At 69.7% G+C, this 20,076-nt stretch carries 24 protein-coding genes; 19 read left to right on the forward strand and 5 right to left on the reverse strand.

Annotated elements, in window-relative coordinates:
• The 4 genes from IBL25_RS15560 to IBL25_RS15575 all read left to right on the forward strand — a co-directional run.
• The coding region (locus tag IBL25_RS15560; RefSeq protein ID WP_238940466.1) for a PAS-domain containing protein at positions 1-2,323 on the forward strand (2,323 nt) is incomplete at its 5' end.
• Positions 2,320-3,747 (forward strand): metalloprotease TldD, encoded by a 1,428-nt coding sequence (gene tldD, locus IBL25_RS15565; protein ID WP_187779463.1) that lies wholly within the window; start codon positions 2,320-2,322, stop codon positions 3,745-3,747. The genes IBL25_RS15560 and tldD, both read left to right, overlap by 4 nt.
• Positions 3,747-4,187 carry a GNAT family N-acetyltransferase gene (locus IBL25_RS15570; RefSeq protein WP_187779464.1) on the forward strand — a complete coding sequence of 147 codons (441 nt, stop codon included), beginning with the start codon at positions 3,747-3,749 and terminating at the stop codon, positions 4,185-4,187. Before tldD ends, IBL25_RS15570 begins: the two co-directional genes overlap by 1 nt.
• 99 nt (positions 4,188-4,286) lie before the next feature.
• The gene (locus IBL25_RS15575; protein ID WP_202986786.1) at positions 4,287-6,263 is read left to right on the forward strand and encodes an alpha/beta hydrolase domain-containing protein; all 1,977 of its coding nucleotides are present in this window, start codon (positions 4,287-4,289) and stop codon (positions 6,261-6,263) included.
• Between the two features lie 42 nt (positions 6,264-6,305).
• Here the strand turns inward: IBL25_RS15575 and kdgD are convergent, their stop codons facing one another.
• Together kdgD and IBL25_RS15585 are read right to left on the reverse strand one after the other, a co-directional pair.
• Positions 6,306-7,232: a 5-dehydro-4-deoxyglucarate dehydratase gene (kdgD, locus tag IBL25_RS15580; RefSeq protein ID WP_187779465.1), complete on the reverse strand. Its 927-nt coding sequence runs from the start codon at positions 7,230-7,232 to the stop codon at positions 6,306-6,308.
• A 46-nt stretch (positions 7,233-7,278) separates the two neighbouring features.
• The gene (locus IBL25_RS15585) at positions 7,279-8,058 is read right to left on the reverse strand and encodes a FadR/GntR family transcriptional regulator (protein ID WP_187779466.1); all 780 of its coding nucleotides are present in this window, start codon (positions 8,056-8,058) and stop codon (positions 7,279-7,281) included.
• Positions 8,059-8,225: 167 nt separating this feature from the next.
• Between IBL25_RS15585 and IBL25_RS15590 the strand changes: the two genes are divergently transcribed.
• The 4 genes from IBL25_RS15590 to IBL25_RS15605 are packed head-to-tail and all read left to right on the forward strand — an operon-like array spanning position 8,226 to position 11,181.
• On the forward strand, positions 8,226-8,909 hold the full coding sequence (locus IBL25_RS15590) for an amino acid ABC transporter permease (protein WP_187779467.1): 684 nt from the start codon (positions 8,226-8,228) through the stop codon (positions 8,907-8,909).
• Between the two features lie 12 nt (positions 8,910-8,921).
• Positions 8,922-9,575, forward strand: coding sequence for an amino acid ABC transporter permease (locus tag IBL25_RS15595; RefSeq protein WP_187779468.1), 654 nt, complete (start codon positions 8,922-8,924; stop codon positions 9,573-9,575).
• Entirely contained in the window at positions 9,559-10,335 is a 777-nt protein-coding gene (locus tag IBL25_RS15600; RefSeq protein ID WP_187779469.1) for an amino acid ABC transporter ATP-binding protein, read from the forward strand. The genes IBL25_RS15595 and IBL25_RS15600 overlap by 17 nt, the downstream gene beginning before the upstream one ends.
• 36 nt (positions 10,336-10,371) lie before the next feature.
• Positions 10,372-11,181, forward strand: a complete 810-nt coding sequence (locus IBL25_RS15605) for a transporter substrate-binding domain-containing protein (RefSeq protein ID WP_187779470.1) — start codon at positions 10,372-10,374, stop codon at positions 11,179-11,181.
• Positions 11,182-11,257: 76 nt separating this feature from the next.
• On the opposite strand, the gene IBL25_RS15610 is transcribed toward IBL25_RS15605, so the two are convergent.
• The 3 genes from IBL25_RS15610 to IBL25_RS15620 form a co-directional block, all read right to left on the reverse strand.
• Positions 11,258-11,425: a DUF1328 domain-containing protein gene (locus tag IBL25_RS15610; protein ID WP_120638182.1), complete on the reverse strand. Its 168-nt coding sequence runs from the start codon at positions 11,423-11,425 to the stop codon at positions 11,258-11,260.
• A 43-nt stretch (positions 11,426-11,468) separates the two neighbouring features.
• Positions 11,469-11,663, reverse strand: a complete 195-nt coding sequence (locus tag IBL25_RS15615) for a CsbD family protein (protein ID WP_187779471.1) — start codon at positions 11,661-11,663, stop codon at positions 11,469-11,471.
• Between the two features lie 94 nt (positions 11,664-11,757).
• Positions 11,758-12,486, reverse strand: coding sequence for a PhyR family response regulator anti-anti-sigma factor (locus tag IBL25_RS15620; protein WP_187779472.1), 729 nt, complete (start codon positions 12,484-12,486; stop codon positions 11,758-11,760).
• An 80-nt stretch (positions 12,487-12,566) separates the two neighbouring features.
• Between IBL25_RS15620 and IBL25_RS15625 the strand changes: the two genes are divergently transcribed.
• The 11 genes from IBL25_RS15625 to IBL25_RS15675 form a co-directional block, all read left to right on the forward strand.
• Positions 12,567-13,061 (forward strand): sigma-70 family RNA polymerase sigma factor, encoded by a 495-nt coding sequence (locus IBL25_RS15625; RefSeq protein WP_187779473.1) that lies wholly within the window; start codon positions 12,567-12,569, stop codon positions 13,059-13,061.
• A gap of 314 nt (positions 13,062-13,375) precedes the next feature.
• Entirely contained in the window at positions 13,376-13,906 is a 531-nt protein-coding gene (locus tag IBL25_RS15630) for a sigma-70 family RNA polymerase sigma factor (protein WP_238940468.1), read from the forward strand.
• Entirely contained in the window at positions 13,906-14,115 is a 210-nt protein-coding gene (locus tag IBL25_RS15635) for a NepR family anti-sigma factor (RefSeq protein ID WP_120638178.1), read from the forward strand. Before IBL25_RS15630 ends, IBL25_RS15635 begins: the two co-directional genes overlap by 1 nt.
• A gap of 65 nt (positions 14,116-14,180) precedes the next feature.
• Positions 14,181-15,941, forward strand: coding sequence for a sensor histidine kinase (locus IBL25_RS15640; RefSeq protein WP_187779475.1), 1,761 nt, complete (start codon positions 14,181-14,183; stop codon positions 15,939-15,941).
• Between the two features lie 89 nt (positions 15,942-16,030).
• The gene (locus IBL25_RS15645; protein WP_238940467.1) at positions 16,031-16,222 is read left to right on the forward strand and encodes a hypothetical protein; all 192 of its coding nucleotides are present in this window, start codon (positions 16,031-16,033) and stop codon (positions 16,220-16,222) included.
• A 31-nt stretch (positions 16,223-16,253) separates the two neighbouring features.
• Positions 16,254-16,550, forward strand: coding sequence for a DUF883 family protein (locus tag IBL25_RS15650; RefSeq protein WP_187779476.1), 297 nt, complete (start codon positions 16,254-16,256; stop codon positions 16,548-16,550).
• 4 nt (positions 16,551-16,554) lie between these two features.
• Positions 16,555-16,953 carry a hypothetical protein gene (locus IBL25_RS15655; protein ID WP_187779477.1) on the forward strand — a complete coding sequence of 133 codons (399 nt, stop codon included), beginning with the start codon at positions 16,555-16,557 and terminating at the stop codon, positions 16,951-16,953.
• A 45-nt stretch (positions 16,954-16,998) separates the two neighbouring features.
• Complete coding sequence (mutM, locus tag IBL25_RS15660) at positions 16,999-17,841, forward strand: bifunctional DNA-formamidopyrimidine glycosylase/DNA-(apurinic or apyrimidinic site) lyase (protein WP_187779478.1); 843 nt, start codon at positions 16,999-17,001, stop codon at positions 17,839-17,841.
• 316 nt (positions 17,842-18,157) lie between these two features.
• Positions 18,158-18,934, forward strand: coding sequence for an enoyl-CoA hydratase (locus tag IBL25_RS15665; RefSeq protein WP_187779479.1), 777 nt, complete (start codon positions 18,158-18,160; stop codon positions 18,932-18,934).
• Positions 18,935-19,070: 136 nt separating this feature from the next.
• Positions 19,071-19,346: a 30S ribosomal protein S20 gene (gene rpsT, locus IBL25_RS15670; RefSeq protein ID WP_187779480.1), complete on the forward strand. Its 276-nt coding sequence runs from the start codon at positions 19,071-19,073 to the stop codon at positions 19,344-19,346.
• A 389-nt stretch (positions 19,347-19,735) separates the two neighbouring features.
• Positions 19,736-20,076, forward strand: a 341-nt coding sequence (locus IBL25_RS15675; RefSeq protein ID WP_275296004.1) for a DnaA N-terminal domain-containing protein, incomplete at its 3' end; no start/stop codon positions are given.

Here is a 20,076-nt window from a genome sequence, read left to right on the forward strand (position 1 = left end):
CCAGCCTGCACGCGCTGCGCCGCCCCCGGCCCGCCGGCCCCTGACCGCCATGGCGCAGCCCCCGGATTCCTGGCCGGTCCCGGAGCTGCCAGTGGCCGTGGCCGCGCTGGCCGCGGCGCCCATCAGCGTCATTGTCTTCGATGCCGAGGACCGGCTGCGCTTCGCCAATGCGGAGATGCTGCGCCAGCTCGACATGCCGGCCGATACCGTGCTGGCCGGCCGCACGCAGCGGGAACTCGCGCGGCTGATCGCCTTCCGCGGGCTGCTGGGCCCCGGAGACCCGGAGCTGCTGGCCGAGCAGCTCCTGGCGGTGGACCGTAGCCGCCCCCACCGCCGCACCGGCCGCCGCACCGATGGCCGCTGGTTCGACTTCATCTCGGAGCCGCTGCCGGGCGGCGGCTTCGTCTCCTATGCCATCGACGTCACCCAGCACCGCCGGGCGGAGGAGGAGGCGCTGGAGCGCAACCGGCAGCTGGAGATGGCGCTGCGCCACCAGCATGCCGGCATCGGCCTCTACGATGCCGGGCAGCGGCTGGTGCGCCACAACGATGCCTATGAGCAGGTGCTGGGGCTGGTGCCCGGCACGCTGCGGCCGGGCCTGACCCTGGAGGACGTGCACCGGCACATGCTGGCCCGGCATGGCCCGGACCCGCTGATCCTGGCTTCCATCGAAGAGCGGGCGCGGATCGACCGCACCCGGCCGCATGAGGAAATCCGCCCGCTGCCGGATGGCCGCGCCGTGCGCAACATCAGCCGCCCCATGCCCGATGGCGGCTTCCTGGTGACGGTGGAGGATGTGACGCCGCTGCGCCGGGCGGAGGACGAGGCCCGCCACCGCGCCGCCACCCTGCGCGGCGTGCTGGCGGCGCTGCCCTATGGCGTCTGCGTCTATGACGCCGGCCACCACCTGACCATGGTGAACGACGCCTACCAGCGGATCCTGAAGGGCGCGGAGCTGAAGGTGGGCGACCACCTGCTGGACATATGCCGCGCGCGCGAGGCCGCCGGCGAATACGGCCCCGGCGTCACTGCCGAGGAGGTCTACCGCCGCCAGTTCGTCTATGCCGAGACCCCCCGCCAGCGCATCCGCCCCGATGGCACCGTACTCTCGGTGCTCACCGCGCCCTTGCCCGATGGCGGGCATATCAACGTGGTGGCGGATGTGACCGCGCTGCACCAGGCGGAGGCCCATGCGCAGCACCGCGCCGACCTGCTGCGCGCCATGCTGGACAACATGCGCTACGGCGCCTGCCTCTTCGACAGTGACCTGCGCGTGGTGGCGCGCAACGACCTGGCCCTGACCCTCAGCGGGCTGCGGGCGGATGAGATGGTGCCCGGCGCGCATATCGACACGCTGCGCGAATTGCAGTTCCAGCGTGGCGAGTTCGGCACCGGCGCGGCCGCCGCGGCGGCCTATGAGGCGCGCACCCGGATGATCGATCCGCGGGCGCGGGAGCGCTATACCCGCACCCGCGCCGACGGCACCGTGATCGAGATCAGTTCCGATCCCACGCCGGATGGCGGCTTTGTCCGCACCTATACCGACATCACCGAGGAGCGGCGCATCCGCGCCGAGATGGAGCAGGCCCGGCGGGTGGCGGAGGACGCCAATTCCGCCAAGACGCGCTTCCTGGCCACCATGAGCCATGAACTGCGCACGCCGCTGAATGCCGTGATCGGCTTTTCCGAGGCGCTGCTGACCGATGATCGCCTGCCGGAGGAGGCGCTGGAATTCTCCAGCGCCATCCTGGAGGCCGGGCGGCACCTGCTCTCGCTGATCGACGATATCCTGCAGGTGGCGCAGATCGGCAGCGGCGAGCTGCCGGTGCAGACCCGCCCCCTGTTCCTGCCCAGCGTGCTGGAAAGCGCCGTGCGGCTGGTGCGCGGCGTCGCCGAGGTGGCGCAGGTTTCCCTGACGCTGGAATGCGGCCCCGATCTGCCGCGCTGCATGGGTGAGGAGCGGCGGCTGCGGCAAGTGCTGCTCAACCTCCTCTCCAATGCCGTGAAGTTCACCCCGGTGGGCGGCGAGGTGCATGTCAGCGCCGCCCCTCTGGCCGATGGCAGCCTGGAGGTGACGGTGCGCGACACCGGCATCGGCATCGACCCCGAGCAGTTGCCCCGCGCCTTCGAGCCCTTCGTGCAGTTGGAAACCACGCATGACCGGCGCTACGGTGGCTCCGGCCTCGGCCTTTACCTGGCGCGCGCCTTTGCCCGCGCCATGGGAGGCGAGCTGACGCTGGACAGCGCGCGAGACCAGGGCACCACCGCCCGGCTGCGCCTGTTGCGCGCCCCCGCCTCCATCTCGCAGGAGCAGACCGCATGAGCGCGCTCGACACCACCGACCGGCTGTTCTTCCGCGAGCTGGAGCCCGCCGCCGCCACCCGCATCCTGGGCGAGGCCCTGCGCGGCGCCGATGACGGCGAGCTGTTCCTGGAATACCGCGAAAGCGAGGCCATCAGCCTCGACGACGGCCGCATCCGCAGCGCCAGCTTCGACACCACACGCGGCTTCGGCCTGCGCGCCGTGGCGGGAGAGGCCGCCGGCTATGCCCATGGCGGCGAGATCTCGGAAGCCGCGCTGAAGCGGGCGGCGGAGACGGTGCGCGCCATTTCCTCCGGTGCCTCCGGCGCGCTGGCCGTGGCGCCGCGCACCACCAATGCGCGCCTTTATGTGCCGGACAACCCCCTGCCGGTGATGGACTTCGCCGCCAAGACGGCGCTGCTGGCCGCCATCGATGCCCATGCCCGCGCCCGCGACCCGCGCGTGACGCAGGTGATGGCCAGCCTGACCGGCGAATGGCAGGCGGTGCAGATCCTGCGCGCCGATGGCACCCGCGTGGCCGACCTGCGTCCGCTGGTGCGGCTGAATGTCGCCGTGGTGGTGGAAAGCGATGGCCGGCGCGAGACCGGCAGCCATGGCCTGGGCGGCCGCTTCGCCTATGACCAGATCACGGCCGAGGCGCAGTGGAAGGATGCGGTGGAAAAGGCGCTGCGCCAGGCGCTGATCAACCTCGATGCCGTGCCCGCGCCCGCCGGCGAGATGGAAGTGGTGCTCGGCCCCGGCTGGCCCGGCATCCTGCTGCATGAGGCGATCGGCCACGGGCTGGAAGGCGACTTCAACCGCAAGAAGACTTCTGCTTTTGCCGGCCTGCTGGGCCAGCGCATCGCGGCGCCGGGCGTGACGGTGGTGGATGACGGCACCCTGCCCGACCGCCGCGGCAGCCTGACCGTGGATGACGAGGGCACGCCCAGCGGCCGCACCGTCATGATCGAGGACGGCATCCTCAAGGGCTTTATCCAGGACCGGCAGAATGCGCGGCTGATGGGCGTGGCCCCCACCGGCAACGGCCGCCGCCAGAGCCACGCCTACGCCCCCATGCCGCGCATGACCAATACGGTGATGATGGCGGGCCAGCATTCGCCGGAGGAGATCCTCTCCACCGTCAAGCGCGGCATCTACGCGGTGAATTTCGGCGGCGGGCAGGTGGATATCACCTCCGGCAAGTTCGTCTTCTCGGCCTCCGAGGCCTATCTCGTCGAGAACGGCAAGGTCGGCGCGCCGGTGAAGGGCGCGACGCTGATCGGCTCCGGCGCCGATGCGCTGACCAAGGTTTCCATGATCGGCAATGACGTGGAACTGGACCCGGGCATCGGCACCTGCGGCAAGCAGGGCCAGGGCGTGCCGGTGGGCGTGGGCCAGCCGACGCTGAAGCTGAACGGCCTGACGGTCGGCGGCACCGCCGTCTGATGCGCCTGGCGCGGCCGGAGGAAGCCGCCGCCCTGGCCGCGCTGGTGGAGCGCGCCTATGCGCCCTACGTGCCCGTCATCGGCATCCGCCCTTTGCCGATGGAGGATGACTACCCCGCCCGCATCGCCGCCGGGCAGGCCTGGGTGCTGGAGGAGGATGGCGGCATCCTCGGCCTGCTGGTGCTGGAAGACGCAGCGGATCATCTCTGGCTGGACAACATCGCCGTGGAACCCGCCCGGCATGGCGCCGGCATCGGCCGCCGGCTGATGGACTTCGTCTTCGCCGAGGCCATCCGGCGCAACAAGCCCGAGGTGCGGCTGCTGACGAATGAGAAGATGGCCCGCAACATCGGCATCTACCGGCGCCTCGGCTTCACCGAATACGGGCGGCGGGAAAAGCTGGGGCGCCGCGCCGTGCTGATGCGCCGGCCGGTCGCGTAAGCGCGGCCCGCCTCGCCGCGCGGTGATTTGTGCCCCCCTGAATTGCCGATAGCCTGGGCTGGCTGAGCCATAACAGCCAATCCGGAGGAAACGACCGGCATGACAATGCTGTCGCGAAGAACAGGCGCGTGCCTTCTCCCCAGCCTGCTGCTGTGCTCGCTGACGCAGCCGGCACGGGCCGAGGTGACCGGCTTCGAGATCACCGCCCGGCAGGAGGCGGCGCTGGAAGGGCGCGGCTTCGGCGCGCGTGGCACGGCGGAAAAGATCACCGCCCGCGCCACCATCGCGCTCGACCCCGCCAACCCCGCCAATGCGGTGATCGTCGATCTCGGCCGCGCGCCGCGCAACGCGGAGGGCAAGGTGGAGGCCACCACCGATGTGGTGATCCTGCGCCCGCAGCGCCCCAACGGCACCCTGCTCTTCGAGGTGGTGAACCGTGGCCGCAAGCTGCTGAACAGCTGGGCGCAGGATGGCGACAGCGCCGCCGGCAGCCGGCTGGAACAGGCCGGCGACATGGGCAACGGCTTCCTGCTGGAACAGGGCTATACGCTGGTCTGGGCCGGCTGGCAGGCCGATGCGCCGGATGGCGCCAACCTGATGCGTATCGCGGTGCCGGCCGTGCCCGGCGTCACCGGCCCCTCGCGCGAGGAATGGAGTTTTGACGACAAGCCCGGCCCCCATCGCGCCACGCTGAGCTACCCGGTGGCGGACCGCGCCTCGGCGCGGCTCACCATGCGCGCCCGCACCGACGACCCGCGCCGCACGGGGGATGGCCTGGCGCTGCGCTTCATCGACGACAGCACGGTGGAGATCACGGCCCCCGCCGATGCGCGATCCGACACGATCTTCGAGCTGACCTATACCGCCCGCGATCCGCGCGTGATGGGCATGGGGCTGGCGGCCATCCGCGATGTCTCCGCCTTTCTCCGCCGCGACACCAGCGCGCGGAACCCGCTGGCGGCCGATGGGCGCAGCACGGTGGACCGCGCCATCGGCCTCGGCATTTCCCAATCCGGCCGCGCGCTGCGGGACTTCCTGTATTTCGGCCTCAACCGCGATGAAGCGGGCCGCGTGGTCTTCGAAGGGCTGATGCCGATCATCCCTGGCGCGCGCGGCTCCTTCACCAATGCCCGCTTCGCGCAGCCGGGCCGCAATCCCGGGCCGGAATTCGACCGCCTCTACCCCGTGGGCCAGTTCCCCTTCACCTATGACGTGACGGAAGATGCGCTGAGCGGGCGGCGCGACGGGCTGCTGCTGCGCTGCCGCACCACCAATAGCTGCCCGCGCATCATGCAGATGGATTCGGAGTTCGAGTTCTGGGGCTCGCTCGGCAGCCTCAATGTCACCGACACGCGCGGCCAGCATATCGACCTGCCGCCGGAAGTGCGCCTCTACCTTCTCTCCGGCGCGCCGCATGGCAACCCGGCCAATGCGGTGGCCCGCCCCAGCCCGGCCTGCACCATGCCGCTGAATCCGATCAATGGCGGCCCGGCGCTGCGCGCCCTGCTGGTGGCCATGGAACGCTGGGTGCGAGAGGAGGTGGAGCCGCCCGCCAGCCGCTACCCCAGCCTGGCGCAGGGCACGCTGGTGCCGGCCAGGATGGTCTACCCGCCCATCCCCGGCCTTCCCTACAACCAGCAGCATGTCCGCGCCTATTGGGTGCACCAGCCGGCGGAGGATGGCGAGCCGCTGCCGCAGATCCGTGGCGAATACCCGCTGCTGCTGCCGCGCGCGGGGCTGGATGGCAATGCCATCGCCGGCATCCGCCTGCCGATCATCGACGCGCCGCGCGCCACCTATGTCGGCTGGAACGCGCAGAAGAATGCCAGCGGGCCGCAGGAGATCTGCACCCAGTCCGGCGGCGTGGTGCCCTTCGCCGCCACCAGGGCGGAGCGGCAGGAGAAGAACGACCCGCGTCCCTCGCTGGAAGAACTCTACCCCACGCCGGCGGATTACGAGGCCGCGGTGCGCGCTTCCGCCGAGCGGCTGGTGGCGGAGCGGCTGCTGCTGCCCGCCGATGCGGAAGCGGCCGTGCAGGCGGCGCGCGGCGGCACGCTCGCCCGCCTCGGCCAGTAAGGCATGACAGGCCGGAGGGGAGATGCCCTCCGGCCCCCAGGGTTACTGCGGGCCGAGCGCCTCGACCAGCGGGCGGAGCTGCTCCATCTCCGCATCCGTCAGGTTGGAAAGCGGCGAGCGCACCGGCCCCGCCCCGTGCCCGGTGATGCTGGCGCCGGCCTTGACGATGGAGACCGCATAGCCCGGCTGGCGGTTGCGGATCTTGAGATAGGGAAAGAAGAAGTCGCGCAGCAGGCGGTCCACCGTGGCGGTGTCGCCGGACGTGACGGCCTTGTAGAATTCCATGGCCGTGCGCGGGATGAAGTTGAACACCGCCGAGGAATAGGTCGGCACGCCCATGGCCAGATAGGCGGCGGCATAGACCTCCGCCGTCGGCAGCCCGCCGAGATAGGTCAGGCGGTCGCCAAGGCCGTTATAGACCGAGACCATCGCCTCGATATCGCCCACGCCATCCTTGAAGCCGATCAGGTTGGGGCATTCATCGGCCACGGCCTGCAGCGTCTCGGCCGAAACCTTGCAGTTGGCGCGGTTGTAGACGATCACGCCCAGCTTCGTCGCCTTGCAGACGGCGGCGATATGCGCGCGCAGCCCGGCCTGGGATGTTTCGGTCAGATAAGGCGGCATCAGCAGGATGCCGGCGGCACCCAGCCGCTCGGCTTCCTGGGCATATTCGATGGCGGTGCGGGTGCCATAGCCGGCGCCGGCCACGATCGGCACCTGCCCGCCGGAGCCGGCGATGGCGGTGCGCACCACATCCGAATATTCCCGCGGCGTCAGCGAGAAGAACTCGCCCGTGCCGCCGGCCGCGAAAAGCGTGGCGGTGCCATAGGGCGCCAGCCATTCCAGCCGGGCGTGGTAGCCCTTCTCGTCGAAATCGCCTTCGGCGGTGAAATCCGTGACGGGAAAGGACAGCAGGCCCGTCGGCAGGGCGGCTTTCAGGTCTTCGGGGCTGAACTGCTGGGCGGGCATGCGCATGCTTTCCTGACTGAGGCTGATTTGTCAGTTGTCATACAAGTCAGCCTTCGGGGCCGCAAGCCCCGCCCAGCCCCTCCAGCGCCGCCCGCAGCCGCTCCCGGCTATGGGTCAGGTGCAGCCGCATCGCCGCCCGCGCGCCCTCGGCATCGGCGCGGCGGATGGCATCGAGGATATTGCCATGCTCCACCTGCAGGAGCCGCAGATAGGCCAGCCGGGCGGCGGCATCCTCCTTGAACAGGTCGATCCGGGCGCGTGGCGGCAGGCCCGAACCCAGGCCGCCGAGCAGCGAGCCAAAATAGGCATTGCCGGACAGCCTGGCGACGCAGAGGTGGAAGTCCCGGTCATGCAGGGCTGACTGCGCCGGGTCCTCGATGCTGGCCTCGAAATCCTCGGCGATGCGCGTCAGCGCCGCCAGCCCCGCCTCGTCCCGCCGCTGCGCTGCCAGGGAAGCCGCCTCGGCCTCCAGCGCGATGCGGATCTCCATCAGCGCCAGCATATCCCCGGCGGCATCGGCTTCCGAAGGATGCAGGCGGTAGGCCAGGGCCTGTGGCGCCGGCGCCAGCACGAAGGCGCCACGCCCCTGCTGCGTTGCCAGCCGCCCGGCGGCGCGCAGGCTGGACATGGCCTCTCGCACCACGGTGCGGCTGACGCCATAGCGCGCCATCAGCTCCCGCTCCGTCGGCAGCCGGTCGCCGGGGCGCAACTCGCCTCCGGTGATGCGGGCATCGAGGTCCCGCGTCACCTGCTCGGACAGGCTCAGGCGGCGCGGGTCGCGCAGGAGTTGCAGGGCAAGGGCAGCGGGCTCGGCGGTCGGTGGCATGCAGCGGAGACTTGCACAACCGGCGGCACAGGACTATCACCAACAACAAAATTGGTCTGACAACAGACCACATGACCGGCAGGTGAACAGCCGGTGAGGAACGGAAGCAGGAGAGAGCCCGGCATGGACATCCCGCGTGCCGCCATCGCGCCCATGGGCGCCGCCCCGTGAGATACGAACTCGATTTCAGCGCCCTCATCGACTACTGGCCGGACTTCCTGCACGGCGCCATTGTCACGCTGCAACTCACGGCCATCGCCACGGTGCTGGGCATGGCTATCGGCACGCTCTGCGCCATCGGCAGCCGCTCCAGGCGGCGCTGGCTCTCCCGCGCGGTCGGCATCTATGTCGAGATCGTCCGCAACACGCCTTTCCTGATCCAGATCTTCTTTCTGTACTTCGGCCTCGCCAGCGCGGGCATCCGGCTACCGGTCTTCACCGCCGCCGTCATCGCCATGGTCTTCAATGTCGCCGCCTATTGCTCGGAAATCATCCGCGCCGGCATGGAGACGGTGCATCCCGGCCAGATCGAGGCGGCGCAGTCCCTCGGCATGTCCACGCCCACTATCTACTGGGATGTCATCCTTCGCCCGGCCATCGAGCGTGTCTACCCGGCGCTGACCGGGCAATTCGTGCTGATGATGCTCTCCTCCTCCGTCGCCTCGCAGATTTCAACGGAGGAGCTGACGGCGGTGGCCAACAACGTCCAGTCCTTCACCTTCCGCTCCTTCGAGACCTTCGTGGCCATCGCGCCGATGTACCTGGCGCTGGCTGCGCTGCTGAAGCTGGGCTTCTGGCTCTTCGGCCTCGTCGCCTTCCCGCGCCGCCGCCGCCTCGGCACCGCGCTCTAGGGGTCCGGGCCGATGGATATCGTCTTCAACTGGAACTACTTCGGCTACCTGCTCTACGGCGCGATGTGGACCATCGTCCTCTCCGCCCTGGCCTTCATCCTGGGCGGCGCCGCGGGCTTCCTGGTGATGCTGGCGCGCACCGCGCGCTCCCGCCTCATCCGCCAGATCTCGCTGGTCTATGTGGAGGTGATCCAGGGCACGCCGCTGCTGGTGCTGCTCTTCATCGCCTATTTCGGCCTGGGCATCTTCGGCATCGAGGTGCCGCCGCTGGTGGCCGCCGCGCTCTCGCTGATGATCAATGCCAGCGCCTTCCTGGGCGAGATCTGGAAGGGCTGCGTCGATGCCGTGCCGCGCACGCAGCGCGAGGCCGCCGAATGCCTGGCCCTGACCCGCTGGCAGACCTTCTTCGATGTCATCCTGCCGCAGGCGGCGCGCATCGCGACGCCCCCCACCGTGGGCTTCATGGTGCAGATGCTGAAGAACACCTCGCTCGCCTCCGTGGTCGGCTTCGTGGAACTGACGCGGGCGGCGCAGGTGATCAACAATTCCACCATCCAGCCCTTCCTGGTCTTCGGCATCGCCGGCGCCATGTATTTCATCCTCTGCTACCCGCTGACGGCGTGGAGCCGCTCGTTGGAAAGGACGCTCAATGTCGGCCGCCGCTAACGACTCCCTCCCCGGCCCCGCCTCTACCGCGCCCGCCGTCAGCCTGCGCGAGGTGCGCAAGAGCTATGGCCCGCTGGAAGTGCTGAAAGGCGTTTCCTTCGATGTCGCGCCGGGCGAGGTGGTGGCGGTGATCGGCGCCAGCGGCTCCGGCAAATCCACGGCATTGCGCTGCATCAACGGGCTGGAAAGCATCCAGGGCGGCAGCATCGAGGTCTGCGGCCACCATGTCGGCACGCATCTCACGGAAGCCGGGCTGCGCGCGCTGCGCCAGGATGTCGGCATCGTCTTCCAGAGCTACAATCTCTTTCCGCACCTCACCGTCGAGCAGAATATCACCCTGGCCCCGCGCCGCGTGAAGCGCATGGGCCACAGCGCGGCGCGGGACCTGGCGCGGGACTGCCTTGCCCAGGTCGGGCTGGCCGAGAAGGCCGATGCCTATCCCGAGCAGCTTTCCGGCGGGCAGCAGCAGCGCGTCGCCATCGCGCGGTCGCTCGCCATGCAGCCCAAGGTGATGCTCTTCGACGAGGTGACCTCCGCGCTCGACCCGCACCTGACCGGCGAGGTGCTGCGCGTGATGGAGAAGCTGGCGCGCGACGGCATGACCATGATCACCGTGACGCATGAGATGGGCTTCGCGCGGCGCGTGGCGAACCGCACCATCTTCATGCGCAACGGACTGGTCTGGGAGACCGGCGGCGCCGGCATGTTCGCGGCGCCCCGCACGCCCGAGCTGCAGGCCTTCCTGGGCAACGAGCTTTAGCGTCCCTCAAGAAAACAACACAGGAGGACAACAAGAATGACCATCACGCTCAACCGCCGCCGGCTGCTCGCCGGTGCCGCCGGGCTTGGCGCCGCCGGTCTCGTCGCGCTGCCGGCGCGGGCCGACAGCCTGGACGACATCAAGAAGAACAAGAAAGTCCGCATCGCCGTCGCGATGGGCATCCCGCTCTTCGCCTATATGGATGCCGGCCTCAACCCGACCGGCTCGGATGTCGAGACGGCGCGGCTGATCGCCAAGGCGCTCGGCGCCGAGCTGGAACTGGTGCAGATCACCAATGCCGCCCGCGTGCCCACGGTGCAGACGCGCAAGGCGGATATCCTGATCGGCAGCCTCGCCATCACGCCGGAGCGCAAGCGCGCCATCGACTTCACCATTCCCTATGCCACGCTCGACATCATCGTCGCCGGCGTGCCCAGCCTGGCGGTGAAGGAATACAAGGACCTCGTCGGCAAGCGCATCGGCGTGACGCGCGCGACCGTCAACGACGTGATGGTGACGCAGAACGCGCGCGGCGCCGAGATCGTCCGCTTCGAGGATGACGCGACGCTGATCACCGCCGTGGTCTCCGGCCAGCTCGACCTCGTCTCCACCCAGACCGCCGTGCTGGCCAGCATGAACGAGAAGCGGCCGAACAACCGGCTGGACGTGAAGTTCGTGCAGCAGGAGCTGAACCTCGGCATGGCCCTGCCGAAGGGCGAGGAGCCGCTGAAGGCCTGGCTGAACGACTGGATCCGCACCGCCTTCAACAACGGCGAGCTGAACACGCTGTTCAAGAAGTTCCACGACCGCGACCTGCCCAAGGACCTCATCACCCGCGAAACCTGAGCGGCGCCGGCCGGGCAAAAGAAAAGGGCGGGCTCCCATGCGGGGGCCCGCCCTTTGTCATGGCCGGCGGCCGGGCTCAGCCAAAGGCCCAGCTGCGCCCGAAGATCAGCGAGACGATGAAGAGCACCAGGAAGATCACGAAGAGGATCTTGGCGATGCCGCTGGCGGCGGAGGCGATGCCGGTGAAGCCGAGCACGCCGGCAACCAAGGCGATGACCAGGAAGATCAGGGTCCAGTAGAGCATGGCTGGAAGTCCTTGATAGGCTGGGTTGTGTGGGGTCGTCTTCTCAGGCGCGGCCGCCGTGGTGGATGGACGGACGCAACGCATTCAGCGCCATTCCATGACGTTGCAGGATTCGCCCGAGGAGGCGGTCGCGCCGCCCCCTGCGGATGATGGCCTCATCGGCCAGAAGACGGCCCCAGCCTTCCCTCGCCATGCCGGTCAACTGTTTCCAGCATCCGGCCATGTGGTCCCGGGTCATCCGTCTTCTCCTCCCGCTCATCCATCCGGCGGTGCCGGCGGCTGCGTTGGTGGAGGAACGTGACGGATGACGCCCTGGTTTCAGCTTGTCGTGCTCACTCGATGGGAACGGTGGAAGACACGGCCTGATAGGTCGCGATCGCCAGCGCCAGCGGCTCGAAAGGCTTCGAGATCACGAAGGCGGGCTCCACCTGCTCCGCCGTCAGCAACCGCTCCGGATAGGCGGTGACAAAGATCACCGGCACCTTCAGCTGCTCCTGGATGCGGCCCACGGCGGTGATGCCATCGCCACCCGCGCCCAGGTTCACGTCGGCCAGGATCAGCCCCGGCTTCTTGCTGGCCGCCAGGCGCACCGCCTGCGCCTCGGTGGCGGCGACGCCCACCACGCGGTGGCCGCAGGATTCCACAAGCTGCCGCACGTCCATGGCGATGATCGGCTCATCCTCGATCACCAGCACATCGGTGGCGGCGGCGGAACGCAGCGCGGCGCGGGCTTCCTCCAGCTCGGTCTCGGCGACATCGGTGGGAATGCCGATGACCTGCCCGGCCTCGCTGACGGAAAGCTCCTCCAGCGCCGTCAGCAGCAGCAGCTGCCGGTGACGCGCGCCCAGCACGGCGCCGGCCGACGGCGCCGCCGGCGGCGGGGCGATGCGCGTGACGCCCGCATAGAGCGCGAGCCGCGCCGAAAGCCCTTCGGGCAGGCCATTGCGCAGCGCCTGCCCCACCAGCGCATCGCCGGCGGCCTGGCTGCCGGTCAGCGCGCGGGCATAGCGGCGGGCGGGTGGCAGGCTACGCAACAGCTCGGCCTGGGTGACGGCATTCATATCTTGGCCCTCGTATCGGTGCTGTGTTTCGGCATGCTCTTGGGTCGCGGGGCGGTGGTCGCTAAGAGAGTGCGCGCATCATGACCCATCCGCCAGAGTCTGTCCGTGCTTCCCTGCCCGCCCTCCTGCCGGACCTGCGGGCCTTCGCCCGCTTCCTGGCGCGCGACGCCGCCCTGGCCGACGACCTGGTGCAGGAAGCGGTGCTGCGCGCCCTTCGCGCAGAAACGCAATGGGTTCCGGGAACCAGTCTGCGGGCCTGGGTGTTTCATATCCTGCGTAACGTCTTCCTGGAGCAGATGCGCCGCCGCGGCACCGAGCGCCGCGCGCTGGAGCGGCTGCCCGACCCGGGAGAGAGCGGCGTGCCGCAGGAGGACCACGGGGAGCTGGAGGATCTCGGCCGTGCCTTGCAGACGCTGCCCCTGCCGCAGCGGGAGGCCCTGATCCTGGTGGGCGCTCATGGCCTGTCCCACGAGGAAGCGGCCATCATCTGCGCCGTGCCGGTGGGCACGGTGAAGGCCAGGGTGTCGAGGGCCCGTGCCGCGCTGGCACGCAGCTTTCCGCATCGCGCCATATAGGCGCGGCGCGTTGCCGGAGCTTGGCCGGGTGGGGAGGTCTGGTGGAGAAAGCACATGGATCCACATCGCCAATGGCTGGGTCCAGGCCTGGGTTACATGCGTTCTACGCATATCTGGTATGCGTCATTCTGATGGAGCGAACGCAACCGTCTTAACCGCTGTGTCATTGGTCGAGCATGCAAGGCCATGACAAGGACATCCATTCCGTGAGCAAGTCCGAGACCGCAGAAGCCGTCCTGAACGTGGCGGAAGGCCCCAGCTTCCACGAGCAGCTTGTTGCCCTGCTGCCGCGCCTGCGGGTGCAGGCGGTGTCGATGACCCGCAACCGCGCCGACGCCGATGACCTCGTGCAGGCGGCCGTCAGCAACGCCCTGGCCGCCCAGGCCAGCTTCACCCCCGGCACCAATTTCGGCGCCTGGATGTTCCGCATCCTGCGCAACCGCTTCCTGTCCGACATCCGCCGCAAGCGCGACACCTGCGACATGGACAATGCGCCGGCCGAGGCCCTGGCGCGCCCCGCCGCGCAGGAAGACAGCCTGGCGCTGCGTGAGCTGCGCATGCGCCTGGCCGACCTGCCGGAAGACCACCGCACCGCCCTGATGCTCGTGACCGTGCAGGGCATGTCCTACGAGGAAGCCGCGGAGGTCATGGGCTGCGCCGTCGGCACGGCCAAGTGCCGCGTCTTCCGCGCCCGCCGGCAGCTGGAGGCCTGGTTGGTGGGCGATGAGCCCAAGGCGAAGCGCGGCACGGCCCAGCCTCAGGCTGGCGAGACCGCCCGTCGTGGTGCTACAAGCCGCAAAACGGTCTCAAAGGCCAGCGGGCAGGCACTGCACCTGGGAAGCTGATGGACGAACAGGCGGACAAGCGCGTGTTGGCGGAGGAGGGCGAAGAGCCCTCCGACCGTCCGAAGGAAGGGCGTGCCCGAAAGGGCACCCCGGATGCCGCCTTCGATCTGTGGCTGCAACGCGGCCTGCATGCCATGTATGATGACATCGCCCGTGAACCCATTCCTGAAGAGCTGCTCCGCCTGATCGAGCAGGATCGGACGAAGTGAACCCACCGGCGGCGCCACCGTCCCGGTGGGCGCCGTGGCGGTTACTCCGAAGCGTCCGTGGCCGCATGCTGCTGCTGCTGATGGTGGCAAGCGTCCCCGTCATCGGCATCGCTGGCGCCAATGCCATTCTGGGCTACGAGGCGGAACTCGCCGTTGGCCGGCGCAACGCGGCCATGCTGCGGGAGATCGCGGCCGAGCGCCATGGCGCCACCCTCGCCGCCATGCGGGAGATGCTGCAGGGCATCGCCAGCACCCCCACCCTTGCCATCGAGCCGGACGAGAATTGCAGCCTCCGCCTCGGTGACCTGCTGGACATCCAGCGGGACCGTTATTCCAGCATCTGGATCATGGACGGCGAGGGCCGCATCCTGTGCAGCGCCTTGCCGCATGTGCAGGCCGGGGCCGATTATTCCACCTCCACCATCTTTTCCCTGGCCCAGTCCGAGGCCGCGCGCCTGATCGCCGGGGAGGCCGGGGCCGGCTTCACGCTGGACCGCTTCACCACCGGGCGCGTCACCAACCAGCCCCTGCTGGTCGGGCTGGTGCCGGTGGTGCAGGCGGGCAAGCTGGTGCGCATCGTCGCCGCCGGGCTGCTGATGGATGTCTTTATCCGCAGCGAGAGCCGCAGCCGCCTGAACGCCACCCAGCGCGTCTGGCTGGTGGACCGCGAGAATACCCCCCTGCCCCTGACCTCCGCTCATGCCGACGAGTTGCCCAGGGAAGCGACGCTGGAGGCATTGGCGGCCAAGCCGGACGGTGCCGCCATCGAGGCCCATGCCCGCAACGGGCAGGATTTCGCCTATGCCGTCTCGGCGCTGGACGCCAATGTGCGGCTGGTGGTGGGCCTGCCCACCGGCGGGCTGCGCCGCACCGCCAATGAACTGCTGCTGCGCCGGGTGGTCGAATTGGCGGCCTTCCTGCTGGCCTGCCTGGTCGTCATCGTGGTGGGGGCCGATATCGCCATTGCCCGGCCGCTGCGCCAACTGGCCGGGCGGGTGCGTGAATGGCGCCCCGGCGCCCCCTTCGGCGGCAAGCTCCGGCGCGGGGAGCCCGAGGAAGTCAGCCGGCTGGAACAGGCCTTCACCGATGCCGCCGTCGCCATCTCGGCGCGGGAGGAGGAACTGCGCGCGGCGTTGCGCCAGCGCGACCTGCTGATGGCCGAGATCCACCACCGGGTGAAGAACAACCTGCAGATCGTGGCCTCGCTGCTGAACCTGCAGGCCAACCGGCTGCGCGACCCGGCGGCCAAGGCCGAATTCGGCACGGCGCGGGACCGCGTGCAGGCTTTGGCCACGCTGCACCGCCACCTCTACACCAACCGCACCTTCGAGGCGATCGAGCTGCGCCCCTTCCTCCAGGAGCTGTGCCAGCAGCTCTTCTCCGCGCTGGGGGAGAAGCCGGGCCGGCGCATCAACCTGGTGGTGGAGGCCGGGCAGCTTGAGATCGTGACCGACCAGGCCGTCTCCCTGGCGCTGCTGGTGACGGAGGCGGTGACCAACAGCATCAAGCACGCCTTTCCGCAGGGCAGCACCGGCACCATCACCATTTCCGTGCATACCGAGCCGGCGGAAGCCAGCGAGGAAGGCGAGGACGGGGAAGAGGTTTTCCTGTCCATCCGCGACGACGGCCAGGGCATGGATGAGGAAGGCGAGGGCGGCGGTGGCATCGGCATGACGCTGATCCAGGGCTTCGCCCAGCACCTCGGCGGCGAGATCGAGCGCCACCACGGCCCCGGCGCCGGCACCGAGCTGAACCTGCGCTTCCCCCTGCGGCGGCGGGAAGGCGAGATCACCGGCCGCGCCATGAAGGTGGATGGCCACGACTGAGGCAAAGGGCTTAAGGTGCCGCTCACGCTTGCCGCAACCCTGAACTCCAGCGCAGCGTTAAGGCGCCGTACGGGATAAGGAATTCCGCCATGCGCAAGCTGTCCTTGCAGGTGCTGTCCGCCCTGGTGCTGCTGGTGCCCCTCGCCGCCTGCAACGAAGGCCCGGCGGAGCGTGCCGGCCGCAGCATCGACAATGCCGGCAGCGCCATCCGCGACGCGGTGGATCCCCCGCGCGGGCCGGCCGAGCGCCTGGGCCGCGACATCGACCGCGCCACCCGCTGAACCGCACCCGACCTTTTAAGGAGCACCCGACATGGCTTCGTCCGACATCAACCTCGAACCCGTCGAGGAAAAGATCGCCGACCTCCGCCGCAAGGTGGAAGCGCTGATGGAGGAGCGCGTCACCCCCGCCGTCACGCGCGCCGCCGGCCGCGCCCAGGACTTCGCGGACCGCGCCCAGGGCATGGCCCGCGACTTCGGCGGCCAGGTCTCCGACACCGCGCGCAAGGAGGCCGACACCGTCGCCTCCCTGGTCAAGGAGCGGCCCTTCACCTCCATCGCCCTGGCCGCCGGCCTAGGCTACGTCCTCGCCCGCCTGCTGGGACGCTGACGCGATGCGGTCGCTCCGCCTTCTGAATGTCGCCTGGGAGGCGGAGCGCACCCGGCTTGGCCTGCGCGTGCAGCGGGAAGTCCGCCGCGTCATCCTGCTGCTCGCCGCCGCGGTGATGGCGGGCGCCGCCTTCGCCATGCTGCATCTGGTGGCCTGGATCGCCATCGGCGATGCGCTGTCCCCGCTCTGGAAAGCCATCGTCATCTTCGCCGCCGACATCGTGCTGGCGCTGGTCCTGGCCATGGTCGCCATGCGCAACCCGCCGAGCACGGCGGAACTGGAAGCCGCCTCCATCCGCCGCACCGCGCTGCATGAGGCGCGCAACGGCATTGGCGTCTCGCTGCTGCCGCTGGCCTTTACCTTCCTGCGCAGCCGCCGCGCCAAGCGGCGCGAGCGCTATTAGCGCCCACCCTCGCCAGCCCGCCGCGCCACACCCTATATCCGGCGCATGCCCGAGCTTCCCGAAGTCGAGACCGTGATGCGCGGCCTGGCCGCCGTGCTGGAAGGCCAGACCATCCTGCGCGCCGAGACCCGGCGCGAGGGCATGCGCTGGCCCTTTCCCGCCGGACTGGCCGAGACCCTCTCCGGCGCCCGTGTCACCGGCTTCCGCCGGCGCGGCAAATATATGCTGATGCGCCTTTCCAACGCCCAGTCGGTGCTGATCCACCTCGGCATGTCCGGCCGCATGGTGGCGCGCCCGCGCGGCGCCAATACCCCGCCGCCCGCGCATGAGCACCTGGTGCTGGAAACCGCCGAGGGCACCCATGTCGGCTTCGTGGACCCACGGCGCTTCGGCAGCGTGGATCTGGTCCCCACCGCCGACGAGGACAGCCACCGCCTGCTGGCCGGCATGGGTCCGGAACCGCTGGAGGGCAGCTTCACCCCCGCCATCCTCGCCGCCGCCCTGGCCGGCAAGCAGACGCCCATCAAGGCCGCGCTGCTGGACCAGTCGGTGGTGGCGGGCCTGGGCAATATCTATGTGGCGGAAGCCCTGTTCCGTGCCGGCATCTCCCCCCGCCGCCTCGCCGGCACGGTGCCGGGCGCCAGGGCGGAACGGCTGGTGCCGGCCATCAAGGACGTGCTGCGGGACGCCATCGAGGCCGGCGGCTCCTCTCTGCGCGACTATGTGCAGGCGGATGGGGAACTCGGGCACTTCCAGGACCGCTTCCGCGTCTATGATCGGGAGGGCGAACCCTGCCCGCTGTGCCCGGGGGCCCCGGCTTGCCAGGGCGTCTCCCGCATCGTGCAGGCCGGGCGCAGCACCTTTTTCTGCGCGCGGACACAGCGATAGGCCGTGGCCAGGGGGCGCCGCCCCCTGGACCCCTGCCGGGGTGGAAAGTCCACCCCGGACCCCGCTTCAAGTTTCCCCATATCCCAGGCACAGGCGCGGCGCTGACTTCCTTCTAAAAAGCCACACGGGCTGAGGCCGCAGTCGCCGAGGGTCCATGACCCTCGGCGGAGCCACCGTGCCACCGCAAAGGAATGGCGGGGTCCGGGGTGACCCTGTCACCCCGGCGGGGGTGGTCCGGAGGGGGCGGCGCCCCCTCTGGCCCCGGCCGCCGCCCCGGTGCAATCTGCGCCGCCCGGAACACAAGGAAGCGAAGCGCATGGCCGAATACGAGATGATCCTGACCGAGGCGCAGGGCGCCGCCGGGGTGATCCGCCTCAACCGCCCCCAGGCCATGAACGCGCTTTGCGACCAGTTGATGGATGAGCTGGCCCAGGCCCTGCGCGCCTTCGATGCCGACCCGGCCATCGCCGCCATCGTGCTCACCGGCAACGAGAAGGCCTTCGCCGCCGGGGCCGATATCCGGGAGATGCAGCCGCGCTCCTGGCCCGGCACCTACCTGAATGACTTCATCGCCCCCTGGGAGGCGGTGCTGGGCGTCCGCAAGCCCGTCATCGCCGCCGTGGCCGGCTTCGCCCTGGGCGGCGGCTGCGAGGTGGCCATGATGTGCGACATTCTGCTGGCCGCCGACAATGCCAGGTTCGGCCAGCCCGAGATCAAGCTGGGCATCGTGCCCGGCGCCGGCGGCAGCCAGCGGCTGACGCGCGCCATCGGCAAGTCCAAGGCCATGGAGATGGTACTGACCGGCCGCATGATGGATGCCGCCGAGGCCGAGCGCGGCGGCCTCGTGGCCCGCGTGGTGCCGCTGGCGGAGCTGCTGCCCGAGGCCGTGGCCCTGGCGCAGAAGATCGGCGAGCTCTCGCCCCCCGCCGTCGCCATGGCCAAGGAAGCGGTGAACGCCGCCTTCGAGCTGCCGCTGCGCGAGGGGCTGCGGCTGGAGCGCCGCCTTTTCCTCTCCCTCTTTGGCACCGAGGACCAGAAGGAGGGGATGGCCGCCTTCAACGAGAAGCGCAAACCCAGCTTCCGGCGGGGGTGAGCCATGCGCGAAGGGGCTCCCGGGCCACTTCGCATTGACTCTTATCCCCAGGGCCGGGTAGAAGCGGCGCCTTCCCGTGGCGGGCTGAACGGCCCGCGCGCTCTCGACACACAGACGACTGGTACGAACACACGCCATGGCGAACACCGCTTCCGCGCGCAAGCGCATCCGGCAGACGGCCACCCGCAACGAGCGCAACCGCGCCCGCCGCTCCCGCGTCTCCACCTTCCTCGTGAAGGTCGAGAAGGCGATCTCCGGTGGCGACAAGGCCGCTGCCCAGGCCGCCTTCAAGGACGCGCAGCCCGAGCTGCAGCGCGCCGCCACCAAGGGCGTGATGCATTCCAACACCATCGCCCGCAAGCTGTCCCGCCTGTCCGCGCGCATCAAGGCGCTGGGTTCGGCCCAGGCCTGAGGCCGGCCGGCCAACCCTGAACGGGGCCTTCCCGCAGGGTTGACCGCCAGGGCTCCTGTTCACGCCATATTCCCGTTGCGCCGGATGGCCGGCGGGAATAGCCTCCAAGAACAGGCGCCCTTTCAGACACAGTCTTCCGTTTCAACTTGTTGTATTGGCCGTTCCTCCGGCCGGGCTTCTTCTGCCCGACCGCGAATCACGGGGAGCGGAACTGTGCCTTGTTCTAAGGGACTGTTGTGTCTTGTTCGGGAAATTGCCGCTTCCGCCCCTGTTCGGTTTCCGCTCCGGGGCCAGATCAGCAGCGGCTCCGGCATTTTCCGCCAGGACCGTGCCGGGCTGCTTTTGGGTGATGAGGATGGCAGGTGCTTCGCATGGAGAATGAGCTCGACATGCCGTCTCAGCCCCCGCAGGGAATGATGGCCCACGACACCGAGGGCCAGGACCCTGTCGCGGAGGCCTGGGCCCGGATTCGCGGCCGCCTGCGCGAGGATGTGGGCGAGGTCGAGTATCGCAGCTGGCTGCGGCAGATGACCCTCTCGGCCATCGAGGGCGAGGAAGTCGTCATCCTGCTGCCCACGCGCTTCCTGCGGGATTGGGTGCGCACCCATTACAGCGACCGCCTGCGCCTGCTCTGGCAGGCCGAGCACCCCGGCGTGCGCCGCATCGACATCCGCGTGGCCGCCGAGGCCCGCCCGGCCGAGCCGCGGGGCGAGGAGCCAGCGCAGCCGCG

Origin of the sequence: Pseudoroseomonas ludipueritiae, from assembly GCF_014490445.1 — a bacterium.
Classification (GTDB): domain Bacteria; phylum Pseudomonadota; class Alphaproteobacteria; order Acetobacterales; family Acetobacteraceae; genus Pseudoroseomonas; species Pseudoroseomonas ludipueritiae.

Excerpts from the sequence above, each read along its gene's own strand:
- tldD (WP_187779463.1), top strand. The coding sequence starts at position 2,320 with ATGAGCGCGCTCGACACCACCGACCGGCTGTTCTTCCGCGAGCTGGAG.
- IBL25_RS15570 (WP_187779464.1), top strand. The coding sequence starts at position 3,747 with ATGCGCCTGGCGCGGCCGGAGGAAGCCGCCGCCCTGGCCGCGCTGGTG.
- IBL25_RS15575 (WP_202986786.1), top strand. The coding sequence starts at position 4,287 with ATGACAATGCTGTCGCGAAGAACAGGCGCGTGCCTTCTCCCCAGCCTG.
- kdgD (WP_187779465.1), bottom strand. The coding sequence starts at position 7,232 with ATGCCCGCCCAGCAGTTCAGCCCCGAAGACCTGAAAGCCGCCCTGCCG.
- IBL25_RS15585 (WP_187779466.1), bottom strand. The coding sequence starts at position 8,058 with ATGCCACCGACCGCCGAGCCCGCTGCCCTTGCCCTGCAACTCCTGCGC.
- IBL25_RS15595 (WP_187779468.1), top strand. The coding sequence starts at position 8,922 with ATGGATATCGTCTTCAACTGGAACTACTTCGGCTACCTGCTCTACGGC.
- IBL25_RS15600 (WP_187779469.1), top strand. The coding sequence starts at position 9,559 with ATGTCGGCCGCCGCTAACGACTCCCTCCCCGGCCCCGCCTCTACCGCG.
- IBL25_RS15605 (WP_187779470.1), top strand. The coding sequence starts at position 10,372 with ATGACCATCACGCTCAACCGCCGCCGGCTGCTCGCCGGTGCCGCCGGG.
- IBL25_RS15610 (WP_120638182.1), bottom strand. The coding sequence starts at position 11,425 with ATGCTCTACTGGACCCTGATCTTCCTGGTCATCGCCTTGGTTGCCGGC.
- IBL25_RS15615 (WP_187779471.1), bottom strand. The coding sequence starts at position 11,663 with ATGACCCGGGACCACATGGCCGGATGCTGGAAACAGTTGACCGGCATG.
- IBL25_RS15620 (WP_187779472.1), bottom strand. The coding sequence starts at position 12,486 with ATGAATGCCGTCACCCAGGCCGAGCTGTTGCGTAGCCTGCCACCCGCC.
- IBL25_RS15625 (WP_187779473.1), top strand. The coding sequence starts at position 12,567 with ATGACCCATCCGCCAGAGTCTGTCCGTGCTTCCCTGCCCGCCCTCCTG.
- IBL25_RS15630 (WP_238940468.1), top strand. The coding sequence starts at position 13,376 with ATGACCCGCAACCGCGCCGACGCCGATGACCTCGTGCAGGCGGCCGTC.
- IBL25_RS15635 (WP_120638178.1), top strand. The coding sequence starts at position 13,906 with ATGGACGAACAGGCGGACAAGCGCGTGTTGGCGGAGGAGGGCGAAGAG.
- IBL25_RS15640 (WP_187779475.1), top strand. The coding sequence starts at position 14,181 with ATGCTGCTGCTGCTGATGGTGGCAAGCGTCCCCGTCATCGGCATCGCT.
- IBL25_RS15645 (WP_238940467.1), top strand. The coding sequence starts at position 16,031 with ATGCGCAAGCTGTCCTTGCAGGTGCTGTCCGCCCTGGTGCTGCTGGTG.
- IBL25_RS15650 (WP_187779476.1), top strand. The coding sequence starts at position 16,254 with ATGGCTTCGTCCGACATCAACCTCGAACCCGTCGAGGAAAAGATCGCC.
- IBL25_RS15655 (WP_187779477.1), top strand. The coding sequence starts at position 16,555 with ATGCGGTCGCTCCGCCTTCTGAATGTCGCCTGGGAGGCGGAGCGCACC.
- mutM (WP_187779478.1), top strand. The coding sequence starts at position 16,999 with ATGCCCGAGCTTCCCGAAGTCGAGACCGTGATGCGCGGCCTGGCCGCC.
- IBL25_RS15665 (WP_187779479.1), top strand. The coding sequence starts at position 18,158 with ATGGCCGAATACGAGATGATCCTGACCGAGGCGCAGGGCGCCGCCGGG.
- rpsT (WP_187779480.1), top strand. The coding sequence starts at position 19,071 with ATGGCGAACACCGCTTCCGCGCGCAAGCGCATCCGGCAGACGGCCACC.